We start from the raw sequence: 12286 nt of genomic DNA, 5'->3' as shown, positions 1-12286 counted from the left end.
GGGTAGCGGTGAGGATCGTGTGCGTCGGTGCGGGGCCTGCGGGGCTGTACTTCGCGATCTCGGCCAAGTTGCGCGATGCCGGGCACGAGATCACCGTGTACGACCGTGACCCGCCGGCGGCCACCTACGGCTGGGGCGTCGTGTACTGGGACGACCTGTTGGACGTCCTCTATCGCAACGATCCCGAAAGCGCGCGGGAGGTCACCGCCAGGTCCGTGCTGTGGCAGGACCAGGAGGTGCGTGTGCGCGGCTCGGGCGGCGAGCAGACGGCGCACTTCGGGGGTTACGGATACAGCATCAGCCGATCTGCGTTGCTCGACGTCCTGGCCCGGCGTGCCTCGCAGCTCGGCGTCGACGTCCAGTATGGCCACCGCGTTGCAGATCACTCGACGCTTCCCGAAGCGGACCTTCTCGTTGCCGCCGACGGTGCGAACAGCGGGATCCGGGGACAGAGCGCAGCGTTCGGAACTCGCATTGAAGTCGGTCTCAATCCCTACATCTGGCTCGGCACGGACCAGGCGTTCCGCAGCTTCGTGTTCAGCTTCGAGCAGACGTCCGCGGGATGGATCTGGTTTCACGCCTACCCCTCGGTCGCGGGAATCAGCACCTGCATCGTCGAATGCTCACCGCAGACCTGGCACAGTCTGGGACTCGACGTGCTCGGCCGCGACCAGGGAGTGCGACTGCTGGAGGACACCTTCAAGCGCGCACTCGACGGCCACCGCTTGATCAGTCGATCACGGGGCGCGCCGGCGCACTGGCAGCGCTTCGCGCACGTGACCAACGAGACCTGGTACCACGGCACGACGGTGCTCGTCGGCGACGCTGCCCACACCACCCACTTCACGCTGGGGTCGGGCACCAGACTGGCGATCATCGACGCGATCGTCCTTGCACACAGCCTGCAGAAATACCTTGACGTGGAGGACGCCTTGCGGGAGTACGACCGCCATCGCCGCGTGGAACTCCATCCGGTGCAGGCGGCCTCGCGTACGAGCATGGCGTGGTTCGAGCACTTGGACCAGTACATCGACCGCGACGCTGTGGCGTTCGCGCACGCCATGTCGGTACGCCACGGCGGCCAGAGCCCCTGGCACCACCAACTCCACATTGCCACCCAGATCGCTGCCGTACGCACGGCACGGCGCGCCTTTGCCACTGGCCGACGTTGGTACCTCGCCCGCCGACGAGGCGAAGGGAAAGACGCCCAGTCACGTCAAACTGGCCGACTACCGTGCCCGCCCGGACTTGATCAGCCGGGAAACCGTGACGGGTAGACAGCGGGGGCATGGGCCTTCGACGCCGCCTTGCAGATCTCCTGCCGACGCGGTCCTGCGCGACGACGTGGCCATGATGGTGAGTCAATCCTTGCTCATGCGGTAATAACTTCGCTGTTCAGGGGGCTAGATGAGGGTTTCGTACACCCGTTCGCGTCTCGCGCCATGAATCCTCGGTACAGCCTGCGGCAACATCGAGACGGAGATCCTTCCCGCAGGGGGCGCGGCTTCTTCGCGGTCGAGTGCTACCGACGCTTGGCTGCGCAAGACGTCACCGTCCCGCAGAGCCCCGAAGTGCGCCCGGAACCCACGCCGGGGGTCATCCACGCCCACGACATCGTCGTACGCGCCACACGCACCGGCGGCCGCGACCGCGAACCCGGCGGCAGGCCGGACCCGCGCGGCCCCGAGCGCCGCTCCCACAGCCGCCGCGGGGCCCGCGTACAGCTCGACGGTGCGCCCGGCGAAGTTCTTGCGCTCCCAACGGGCGGGCCCGCCCGGCGCCTTGGAACGCAGGGCGGCGATTCCCGCTCGGGTGACCGCCGCAGCCGTGCTGAATGCGGCACCCCGGCCCACAAATATGCTCATCCCGGAAACCCTAAGGGGCCCACGGAGCGGGCCGGATACAGGGACTGCGGAACGGTCGACGGGAGCCGGGCGGGAAACCCGCCGCGGACCGACGGAGATCAGACCACGGAGCGGCGGAGACCAGACACAGACCGGCGAAGACCAGACCACAGGACCGGCGGAGACCAGACACAGACCGGCGAAGACCAGACCACGGAGCGATCAAAGCCGCACCGTGAAGCGGTCGAAGCCCCGTCGCGGAGCGGCGCAGAAGAAGGCCCGCCGACGGCTACCCGTCGGCCCGAGCCGTAGCCAGCAACTCCTCCGCATGCGCCCGAGCCGTCTCCGAGTCCTCCTGCCCCGCAAGCATCCGGGACAGCTCACGGATCCGTTCCTCGCCCTCCAGGACCTTGACCCCGGACCGGGTCACCGACCCGTCGTTGGTCTTCTCGACGAGCAACTGCCGGTCGGCGAACGCGGCCACCTGCGGCAGATGCGTCACCACGACCACCTGCGCGGTCTTCGCCAGCCGCGCCAACCGCCGTCCGATCTCGACCGCGGCCTTGCCGCCGACCCCCGCGTCGACCTCGTCGAACAAATACGTCGGCACAGGATCCGTACCCGCGAACACGACCTCCACCGCCAGCATCACACGCGACAGCTCACCGCCGGATGCCCCCTTGGCGATCGGCCGCGGCGGCGCCCCGGGATGCGGGGCGAGCAGCAGCTCGACCTCGTCGACGCCGGCGGGCCCGTACGCGACCGTGCGCCCGCCGACGCCCACACCCTCCGGGTCGTCGGTCTGCCGGATCTCGAACGACACGCGCGCGTGCGGCATGGCGAGCGAGGCCAGCTCGGCGGTCACGGCGGCGGCGAACCGCTCGGCGGCCTCCGTGCGCGCGTCCGTCAACGCCTGGGCCAGCCCGCCCAGTTCGGTCCGCAGCGCGTCCCGCTCGGCGGTCAGCTCGTCGATCCGCTCGTCGTCGCCGTCGAGTTCGGTGAGCCGCGTGGCACTCTGCTCGGCCCACGCCAGTACGGCGTTGATGTCCTCGCCGTACTTCCGGGTCAGCTGGGTGAGCGCGGCGCGGCGCTCCTCGACCGCCGCGAGCCGCAGGGGATCGGCGTCGAGGTCGTCGGCGTACCCCGCCAATTCGCCCGCCACATCGCCCAGCAGAATGCCGATCTCCCCGATCCGCCCGGACAGCGCGGCCAGGGCGGAGTCGTGCGACCGGACGGCCTCCAGGGCCCGGTGCGCCCCCGCGACGAGCGTGGTGGCGTCGATGCCCTCCGGGTCCTCGGGATTGCCCGCGAGCGCGGCGTGCGCGGCCGTGGCGGCCGACGCGAGCGCCTCCGCATGGCCGAGACGCTCGGCCTCGGCGGCCAGCTCCACGTCCTCGCCCGCCCGCGGCTCGACCGCCGCGATCTCGTCGAGCCCGAAGCGCAGCATGTCGGCTTCCTGAGCCCGCTCACGCGCGCGCGTGGTGATCTCGTCCAGCTCGGCCGAGATGGCGCGCAGCCGCCGGTAGGCGCCCGAGTACTTGGCGAGCGGCCCGGCGACCGCGTCGCCCGCGTACCGGTCGAGCGCCTGCCGTTGCCGGGACAGCTTGAGCAGCCCCTGCTGGTCGGTCTGCCCGTGCACGGCGACGAGCTCGTCGGCGAGCTCGGCGAGCACACCCACCGGTACGGAACGCCCGCCCAAGTGCGCCCGCGACCGCCCCTCTGCCGAAACGGTACGGCTGATCAGCAGCGCCCCGTCGTCGAGCTCGGCTCCGGCCTCCTCGGCCCGTACGACGGCCGTCCCGCCCGTGGGCAGGGCGATCCGCCCCTCCACGACGGCGTTCTTGGCGCCGATCCGTACGAGGGCCGGGTCCGCGCGCCCGCCCAGCAGCAGCCCGAGGCTGGTGACCACCATCGTCTTGCCCGCGCCGGTCTCACCGGTCACGGCGGTGAAGCCGGGCGACAGCTCGACGACCGCGTCGTCGATGACTCCGAGCGACCGTATCCGCATCTCCTCCAACACGGACACGACCTTACGAGGTCGGGACCCGGCTGTGCGACGGGCCCCGCCTCGCCGCAGCGAAGGCGCAGGTGACAAGGCCCCACAAAGAGGCCCTTGTCACCCGCGGGAGTGGGCTGCCGTACAAGCCGTCGTACGTCTGGTGCGGCGCCCCGCCGTCTAGTGCGGCGCCCCGCGCCACCCGGAAACCGGCAGCGCGAACTTCGCCACCAACCGATCGGTGAACGACGCGTGGTGCAGTCGGGCCAGCCGCACCGGCACAGCCCCCCGCCGCACCTCCACCCGCGCCCCCGGCGGCAGCTCCAGCGTCCGCCGCCCGTCGCACCACAGCACACCCGGCGGAATGTGCGGCAGCACCTCCACCGCGAGCACGGAGTCCGGCGACGTCACCAACGGCTTGGCGAAGAGCGCGTGCGCACTGATCGGCACCATGAGCAGCGCCTCGACCTCCGGCCACACCACGGGCCCGCCCGCGGAGAAGGCGTACGCCGTCGAGCCGGTCGGGGTCGCGCAGACGATGCCGTCGCAGCCGAAGCCCGTCACCGGTCGCCCGTCGATCTCCAGCACCACTTCGAGGAGCCTCTCGGCGGACACCTTCTGCACGGCCGCCTCGTTCAGCGCCCAGTCGGTGTGCACGATGTCGCCGTTCTGGTGCACGACGACGTCGACGGTCATGCGCTCCTCGACCTCGTAGGCCTTGGTGACGACCCGGTCGACCACCTTGTCGAGGTCGTCGCGCTCGGCCTCCGCGAGGAAGCCGACGCGGCCGAGGTTGACGCCGAGCATCGGCACCCCGGAGGCGCGGGCGAACTCGGCGCCGCGCAGCAGCGTGCCGTCACCGCCCAGCACGATCAGCAGTTCGCAGCTGTCAAGGCACTGGGGAGTCGCCTCCTTGACCAGCTCCACCTCGCCCGGTAGCGGCAGGTCGGCCGCCTCCGCCTCCAGGACCCGTACGCCGATCCCGGAGCGCAGCAGCCCCTGGACGACCAACTCGGCGCTGCGGATGGCTGCCGGCCGCCCGGTGTGGGCCAGCAGGAAAACAGTACGAGCTCGGGTCTGTGTCAACGCGGCCCCTCCGCCACTGCACGGTCAACGTCGGCCGGGTCGAGTTCGGGTGCCCCGGCACGCAGCCACAGAAAGTACTCGACGTTGCCCGAGGGTCCGGGCAACGGGCTTGCGGTCACACCCTGCACTCCGAGCCCCAGTTCCCGGGCTCGTCCGGCCACTCCGCGCACAGCCTCCGCGCGCAGTTCGGGGCTGCGTACGACACCGCCGCTCCCCAACCGTTCCTTCCCCACCTCGAACTGCGGCTTCACCATCATCACCAGGTCGGCATCCGGCGCCGCGCACCGCACCAGAGCGGGCAGCACCAGTCCGAGCGGGATGAAGGACAGATCCCCGACGACAAGATCCACGGGCTCCCCATCGATCGCCTCCAACGTCAACTCGCGTACGTTCGTACGGTCCTTGACGGTGACGCGTTCATCGCTCTGCAGAGACCAGGCGAGTTGTCCGTAACCGACGTCCACGGCGACGACATGGGCGGCGCCCGAGCGCAGCAGTACGTCGGTGAAGCCTCCGGTGGACGCTCCGGCGTCCAGCGCGCGCCGGCCCTCGACCTTCAGCCCCTGGGGCACGAAGGCCGCCAGGGCACCCGCGAGCTTGTGCCCGCCGCGCGAGACGTAGTCGGGGTCGCTGTCGTCCTGGGTGACCACGATCGCGGCCGCGGTCTCCACCTGCGTGGCGGGCTTGGTCGCGAGGGTCTTGCCGACGGTGACCCGTCCCGCGGCGATCAGCTGGCTGGCGTGCTCGCGCGAGCGGGCGAGCTTCCGGCGGACCAGCTCGGCGTCGAGGCGGCGTCGTGCCACTCCTGCCACGTTCGGTTCAGCTCCTGCGGTCGTACGGTGCGGGGGGCGCCGGAGGTCCCGGGCGGGCGTCGAGCGCGGTGAGCGCGTCGCGCAGCCCCCGATGTACATCCTCGTACACCTCGACGTGTCCGTCCGTGGCGAGGTGGTCGGCATCGGCCAGCCGGTCGAGCTGGGCGTCGACATCGGCGTTGCCGGTGGGGGTCCGGTCCAGGTTGAGTGGAGCAGGGGCGGCGGGGTCGTACGAGGGTTCGATCGTGAGCCCGGCGCCCGGCTCACCGTCCGGCCCCGGCCCGGCCCCGGGTTCGAGTTCGTACACGGGCCCGGTCTCGGGTCCGGGTCCGGCCACGGGCCCGGCGTCCGGTCCGGAGGAAATGCCGGGCTCCGGTGCCCGCACGTCCTGCCGGACTTCGGTCTCCGGCGATGAGTCGCTCATGCCCCGACGCTACCGCGAAGCGCTGCGGTACCGTCGATCACGATGGCGACGATTGAGGAGTGCCGCACCGCACTCGACAAGCTCTCGGACAACCTTGCGGGCGCCGAAGGGGACGTACGCAGCGCTGCGGCCCTGGACCGCTCGCTGAGCTGCCGTATCACCGACCTGGACATCACCTTCGTGGGCCGGCTCAAGGACGGCCGGATCGAGGTGGTCGACACGCTCCAGGGCCCGCCCCTCGAGAAGGCCCAGATCCGGCTCACGATGAAGGGCGACGACCTGGTCTCGATGGTGAACGGCGACCTGAACTTCGCGAAGGCCTGGGGCTCGGGCCGGGTGAAGCTTGAGGCGGGCCTGCGGGACCTGTTCCGCCTCAGGACCCTTCTGTAGCCGATACGGCCGATCCGGATACAGCTGATGACGACGCTGCCGATACAGCCGATATCGAGGCGGCCGCACGCGCCTTGCGTGCCGCCGGCACCACCAGCGGCGTCCCCGTCTCCGGGTCGTCGATGACCTGGCAGCGCAGGCCGAAGACCCGCTCGACCAGTTCGGCCGTGACGATGTCGTTCGGCGCGCCCTCGGCGATGACCTCTCCGTCGCGCAGGGCAATGAGGTGGGTGGCGTACCGGGCGGCGTGATTGAGGTCGTGCAGGACCGCGACCAGCGTCCGCCCCTGCTGCTCATGAAGCTCCGCACACAGGTCGAGCACGTCGATCTGGTGCTGGATGTCGAGATACGTCGTCGGCTCGTCCAGGAGCAGCAGCGGGGTCTGCTGGGCGAGAGCCATCGCGATCCACACGCGTTGCCGCTGACCGCCCGACAATTCGTCGACATAGCGATCGGCGAGCTCGGCGACCCCGGTCGAGGCCATCGACTCCCGCACCACCCGCTCGTCCTCCGTCGACCACTGGCGCAGCAGCCCCTGGTGCGGATAGCGGCCCCGGCCGACGAGGTCGCCGACCGTGATCCCGTCCGGCGCGATCGACGACTGCGGCAGCAGTCCGAGCGTGCGGGCCACCTTCTTGGCCGGCATCGACTGGATGACCTGCCCATCGAGCAGCACCCTCCCCTCGGAGGGCTTCAGCATCCGCGACAGGGCACGTAGCAGCGTGGACTTGCCGCAGGCGTTCGGGCCGACGATCACGGTGAAGGAGTTGTCGGGGATCTCCACCGACAACTTCTCCGCGATGACGCGCTGGTCGTAGCCGAGAGTGACGTTGTCGGCGGACAGGCGGTTCACAGTCGTAGCGCTCCTCTTGGTGTTCAAATCCGGCCTGCCTTGCGCTCGGTGACAAGGAGCCACAGCAGATAGACCCCGCCCAGGACTCCGGTCACGACGCCTACGGGCAACTGGTCGGCGCCGAAGGCCCGCTGGGAGGCCCAGTCCGCGACGATCAGCAGGGTCGCGCCCATGCACATCGACGGCACCAGGTTCGGTCCGGGCGACCGGGTCAGCCGCCGGGCCAGCTGCGGCGCGGTGAGCGCCACGAAGCCGACGGGACCCGCGGCGGCGGTGGCGCCCGCGGTGAGCAGCACCGCGGCCAGCATCAGCAGCAGCCGCGTCCGCTCGACCCGCACTCCGAGGGCGTACGAGACGTCGTCGCCCATCTCCATCATGCGCAGCCCCCGCGCATGGCCCAGGACGAGCGGCACGAGGACGGCGCACATGACGAGCAGCGGCCAGACCTGCTCCCAGTCACGGCCGTTGAGCGAGCCGGTCATCCAGACGACCGCGCGGGCCGCGTCGACGATGTCGGCCTTGGTGAGCAGATAGCCGTTGACCGCCGTGACGATCGCGGAGACACCGATACCGACAAGGACCAGCCGATAACCGTGCACACCCCGCTTCCAGGCGAGCAGATAGATGGCGAGTCCGGTCATGAGGCCGCCGACGAGCGCCCCGAGGGCGACCTGGTTGGCGCTCCCCGAGAACAACACGATCATCACGAGCGCGCCGGCCGTCGAGCCCTGCCCCAGGCCGAGCACGTCCGGACTGCCCAGCGGATTGCGGGAGATGGACTGGAAGAGCGCCCCTCCGAGACCGAGCGAGGCCCCCACGAGCAGCCCGACGAGAACCCGCGGCAGCCGCAGGTCGTTGACGATGAACTCCTGGCTCGCACTGCCGTCGCCGACCAGCGTCTTGAGGACGTCGACGGCCGGGATCGGGAAGTCGCCGGTGCCGATCAGCACCACACTGGCGGCGAGCGCGGCCACCAGCAGCAGCACGACGACGGTGAACGCCCGGACGTCGAGCCGGACGGAGAGACCGCCGGGTGTGCGGACCGACCGAGTGACGGGGGCCGGCTTACCTGTGGTCGTCCGTGTGGTCACAGCTGCGCCGTCCTCCGCCGTCGTACGAGATAGATGAAGACCGGGCCGCCCAGGACCGCGGTGACGATGCCGACCTGCAGCTCCGCGGGCCGGGCGACCATCCGCCCGAGCACATCGGCGCCGAGCAGCAGCACGGGCGACAGGACGGTGGCGTACGGCAGGATCCAGCGCAGGTCGGGCCCGGTGAAGGACCGCACGACGTGCGGGACCATCAGCCCGACGAAGACGATCGGCCCGCAGGCGGCGGTCGCGGCACCGCACAGCACGGTCGCGGCGGCCATGGACAGCGCGCGGGTGCGGTTCAGGTTGGCGCCCAGCGCGCGGGCGGTGTCGTCGCCCATGGCCACGGCGTTCAGCGGCTGGGCGAGGGCCAACGCGACGAGTGTGCCGACCGCGAGGAACGGCACGACCTGCTTGATGGTCGTGTCGGTGGCCGACGCCAGCGAACCGACGGTCCAGAAGCGCATCTTGCCGAGCGCCGCGTCGTCCATGATCATCACGGCCTGGAGGTAACCGTAGAGAGCGGCGCTGATCGCGGTGCCCGCGAGCGCGAGCCGCACCGGCGTCGCACCCCGGCTGCCGCCCAGGAACCAGACCAGGGCGCCGACCGCCGCCGCCCCGAAGAAGGCGAACCAGACGTAGCCGCTCAGACTCGTCACGCCGAAGTACGTGATGGCGGTGACGACCGCGGCGGACGCACCCGCGTTGATGCCGAGCAGTCCGGGGTCGGCCAGCGGATTGCGGGTGAGCGCCTGGAGGACCGCACCGGACAAGCCGAGCGCGGCGCCGACCAGCAACCCGAGGACGGTTCGGGAGACCCGGTCGGCGACCACGACGTCGGCGTACGTCCCCGAGTCGTGGAACAGGCCGTGCCAGACCTGGTCCAGCGGCAGCGCCTTCGCACCGATCGCGATACTCGCCAGGGCGACGAGCACCAGGACACCCACGGACGCGAGGAGCCCAAAGGCACGTATCGCCCGGCGGGTTGGGGGCGCGGGGGCGATCTCCGCGCGCTGTTCGGGAGGACTGTCGACCAACACGAGGTTAGGTTAGCCTACCCTCGCATTCCGGCCCGATGCCCCGTCACCGCTGATGAGCCACCGAGTCTCCGAGCGGGTCACTGGTGAGGAGTCGATGGCCGGAGCAGTCGCTGACGAGTCGCCCGGGTGCCCGAGCACTCGGCGATGAGCCGTCGCTGATGACTCACCCGAATGTCCGAGCCCACGCCGACGAGCTGCCCGAGTGGCCGAGCAGCCGCTGATGCGTCGCCCAAGAGCCCGAGCCGTCGCCGACCAGCCGCCCGGGTGCCCGAGCAGTCGCCGACGAGCCGTCGACAGGCCTGTTGCCGGATATCCGGGTGTGCTCAAAGCCCCAGCCGCGCCAGCGCCTTCCCCCCGTCCAACTGGCAGGTGCCCTCCCCGGCCGCCGTCCACGCCGCCGCGCAGAGCGCCCGCAGCCCGTCGAGGGCCTCGCCGTCACCCTCCAGCTCCAGCCTCCCCCAAGCTCTCGACTTCGCTCGAGCAGGGGGGAGCCCCACGCCGTCGGCCGTCGCCGTCCAGCCGCCGCAGCGGAACCCGTCGCCCGCCTCCACGACCTCCGGCTGCCCGGTGAGCAGACCGCGCAGATCCGCGTCGACGTACGTCGGCCGGTGCTGCGGCGGGGCCGCGAGGAGCTGCGCGCCGTCCGTCACGCCGGTGAGCACGAGCAGCGAGTCCACCTCTCCGTTGAACGCGCCCTCGATGTCCGTGTCCAGCCGGTCGCCGACCACCAGCGGCCGCCTCGCCCCGGTCCGCAGGATCGTCTCGCGGTGCATCGGGGGCAGCGGCTTGCCCGCCACCTGCGGCTCGGCGCCTGTGGCGATGCGGACGACCTCCACCGCCGCGCCGTTGCCCGGAGCGATCCCCCGTGCGCTCGGGATCGTCAGATCGGTGTTGGAGGCGAACCATGGCACCCCGCGCGCGATGGCGTAGCACGCCTCCGCGAAGCGCCCCCAGGCCAGGTCGGCGCCGCCGAACCCCTGGACGACCGCCGCCGGATCGTCGTCGGCCGACTCGACCGGTTCGAGCCCGCGCTCGCGCAGCGCGACCCGCAGCCCCTCCCCGCCGACGACCAGCACGCGCGCGCCCGCGGGTACCTGCTCGCTGATGAGCCGGGCGGCAGCCTGCGCCGAGGTGATGACGTCGGAGGCCTCTGTCGGTATCCCCAGCTCCGTCAGGTGCTCTGCTACCACGTCCGGAGTACGCAGCGCGTTATTTGTGACGTAGGCGAGATGCATACCGCCGGAGCGGGCCGTGGCCAGGGACTTCACGGCGTAGGCGATCGCGTTGCCGCCCGCGTACACCACCCCGTCCAGATCGAGCAGCGCCGTGTCGTACGCCTCGCTCAGGGCCTGACCACTGCCCTCGGGCCGCGTCCTGACGGTCTGGCTCATTGCACATCGCTCCTCGTTCGATCCCTTTCCCCCGATCATCGCGCATGCCACTGACACACTTACGATGCATCAATGAACTATGCAGGTCCCGAGGAGGAGACACCGGCGGGCACCGGCCTCGAACTGACCGCGTTCCGAGGCCTGCGCTACGACCCCGACCGGGTCGGCAGCCTGGCCGCCGTGACATCCCCGCCGTATGACGTCATCGTGCGGCCCGACGGCCTGCTCGAACTCGAATCCGCCGACCCGCACAACATCGTCCGGCTGATCCTCCCCCAGGACGGCACCCCGACCGCCCGCAACCGACAGGCGGCCGAAACCTTGAGCCGCTGGCTGTCGGAAGGCGTCCTGACGACCGATCCCGAGCCGGGCCTGTACGTGTACGAGCAGTGCGATGGCGACCTACTGCAACGCGGCGTCATCGGCGCTCTGCGCCTGTCGGAGCCGTCGGACGCCGTCGTCCTCCCGCACGAGGACGTGATGCCGCACATCGTCGCGGACCGCGCGGCCCTGATGCGCGCGACGTGCGCCAACCTCGAACCCCTGCTGCTGACCTATCGAGGCAACGGTTCCCGGGTCGGCACGGCCGCCGTCATCGAACGCACCGCCGAACGTACGCCGCTGCTGTCGACGACCACGGAGGACGGCTTCAGCCACCGCCTGTGGGCGGTCACCGATCCGGCCGAGCTGGCCGAGATCCAGACAGATCTCCTTCAACACCAGGCGCTCATCGCCGACGGCCACCATCGCTGGGCGACATATCTGCGTCTACGCGCGGAGCACCCGTCTCCCAGTCCCTGGGACTACGGCCTGGTCCTCCTGGTCGACACCGTGCGCTTCCCGCTCCGCGTCCGCGCGATCCACCGCCTGCTGCACCGGCTGCCGGTCGCCGAGGCGCTGGCCGCCCTCACGGACTCCTTTCGGGTACGCCACCTCGACCTTCCGCTCTCCGAGGCCCTGGGGGCCCTCTCCTTGGCGGCCGCCGAGGGAAACGCCTTCCTCCTTGCCGGCGACGGCACGTTCCATCTGCTCGACCGCCCGGACAAGGACCTCCTCGCTCGCACGATCCCGGCCGACCGCCCCGAGGCCTGGCGCACCCTGGACGCGACGGTCCTGCACGCCACGCTCCTCGACCACATCTGGGGCATCCCGGAGGACTCGCCCGAGCACATCGCGTACATCCACGACACCACCGCCACGGTCGAGAAGGCGGAGCGTGACGGCGGCACGGCCGTCCTGATGCACCCGGTCCACGAGGAAGTCGTACGCGACCTCGCCCGCCAGGGCGTCACGATGCCCCGCAAGTCGACGTCGTTCGGCCCCAAGCCGGCGTCCGGCCTGGTGCTACGGGGTCTCGCG

General features: G+C 71.0%; 11 protein-coding genes and 1 pseudogene. 3 read left to right on the top strand and 9 right to left on the bottom strand.

The window, feature by feature from the left end; genetic code table 11:
* The first annotated feature begins 8 nt into the window (after positions 1 to 8).
* Positions 9 to 1277, top strand: coding sequence for an FAD-dependent monooxygenase (locus tag IEY95_RS41650; RefSeq protein WP_189191462.1), 1269 nt, complete (start codon positions 9 to 11; stop codon positions 1275 to 1277).
* Positions 1278 to 1544: 267 nt separating this feature from the next.
* On the opposite strand, the pseudogene IEY95_RS41645 reads toward IEY95_RS41650, so the two are convergent.
* The 5 genes and pseudogenes from IEY95_RS41645 to IEY95_RS41625 all read right to left on the bottom strand — a co-directional run.
* Positions 1545 to 1865: pseudogene (locus tag IEY95_RS41645) on the bottom strand (hypothetical protein); the annotation flags it as partial.
* Positions 1866 to 2133: 268 nt separating this feature from the next.
* Positions 2134 to 3864: a DNA repair protein RecN gene (recN, locus tag IEY95_RS41640; protein WP_189191461.1), complete on the bottom strand. Its 1731-nt coding sequence runs from the start codon at positions 3862 to 3864 to the stop codon at positions 2134 to 2136.
* A gap of 156 nt (positions 3865 to 4020) precedes the next feature.
* Positions 4021 to 4926, bottom strand: a complete 906-nt coding sequence (locus IEY95_RS41635; RefSeq protein ID WP_189191460.1) for an NAD kinase — start codon at positions 4924 to 4926, stop codon at positions 4021 to 4023.
* Positions 4923 to 5738: a TlyA family RNA methyltransferase gene (locus IEY95_RS41630; RefSeq protein WP_189191459.1), complete on the bottom strand. Its 816-nt coding sequence runs from the start codon at positions 5736 to 5738 to the stop codon at positions 4923 to 4925. The genes IEY95_RS41635 and IEY95_RS41630 overlap by 4 nt, the downstream gene beginning before the upstream one ends.
* 7 nt (positions 5739 to 5745) lie before the next feature.
* Complete coding sequence (locus IEY95_RS41625; RefSeq protein WP_189191575.1) at positions 5746 to 5982, bottom strand: hypothetical protein; 237 nt, start codon at positions 5980 to 5982, stop codon at positions 5746 to 5748.
* A 222-nt stretch (positions 5983 to 6204) separates the two neighbouring features.
* On the opposite strand from IEY95_RS41625, the gene IEY95_RS41620 reads away from it, so the two are divergent.
* Positions 6205 to 6552 carry an SCP2 sterol-binding domain-containing protein gene (locus tag IEY95_RS41620; protein ID WP_189191458.1) on the top strand — a complete coding sequence of 116 codons (348 nt, stop codon included), beginning with the start codon at positions 6205 to 6207 and terminating at the stop codon, positions 6550 to 6552.
* Here IEY95_RS41620 and IEY95_RS41615 read toward each other — a convergent pair.
* The 4 genes from IEY95_RS41615 to IEY95_RS41600 all read right to left on the bottom strand — a co-directional run bounded on the left by IEY95_RS41615 (position 6536) and on the right by IEY95_RS41600 (position 10927).
* Positions 6536 to 7405: an ABC transporter ATP-binding protein gene (locus tag IEY95_RS41615; RefSeq protein ID WP_373294655.1), complete on the bottom strand. Its 870-nt coding sequence runs from the start codon at positions 7403 to 7405 to the stop codon at positions 6536 to 6538. The two genes, IEY95_RS41620 and IEY95_RS41615, sit on opposite strands and share 17 nt — an antisense overlap.
* Before the next feature lie 23 nt (positions 7406 to 7428).
* Positions 7429 to 8496 carry a FecCD family ABC transporter permease gene (locus tag IEY95_RS41610; protein ID WP_189191456.1) on the bottom strand — a complete coding sequence of 356 codons (1068 nt, stop codon included), beginning with the start codon at positions 8494 to 8496 and terminating at the stop codon, positions 7429 to 7431.
* A complete protein-coding gene (locus IEY95_RS41605; protein ID WP_189191455.1) occupies positions 8493 to 9536 on the bottom strand; it encodes a FecCD family ABC transporter permease in 1044 nt (347 codons plus the stop codon). The genes IEY95_RS41610 and IEY95_RS41605 overlap by 4 nt, the downstream gene beginning before the upstream one ends.
* A 323-nt stretch (positions 9537 to 9859) precedes the next feature.
* Positions 9860 to 10927: an HAD hydrolase-like protein gene (locus tag IEY95_RS41600; RefSeq protein ID WP_189191454.1), complete on the bottom strand. Its 1068-nt coding sequence runs from the start codon at positions 10925 to 10927 to the stop codon at positions 9860 to 9862.
* A gap of 72 nt (positions 10928 to 10999) precedes the next feature.
* On the opposite strand from IEY95_RS41600, the gene IEY95_RS41595 reads away from it, so the two are divergent.
* Positions 11000 to 12286 (top strand): DUF1015 domain-containing protein (locus IEY95_RS41595; protein WP_189191453.1); only part of this gene is annotated, 1287 nt, incomplete at its 3' end.

Origin of the sequence: Streptomyces albiflavescens (assembly GCF_014645835.1) — a bacterium.
Lineage (GTDB): Bacteria > Actinomycetota > Actinomycetes > Streptomycetales > Streptomycetaceae > Streptomyces > Streptomyces albiflavescens.
The sequence above is the reverse complement of the archived record's forward strand: the minus strand, read 5'-3'. Positions and strand labels throughout refer to the sequence as shown.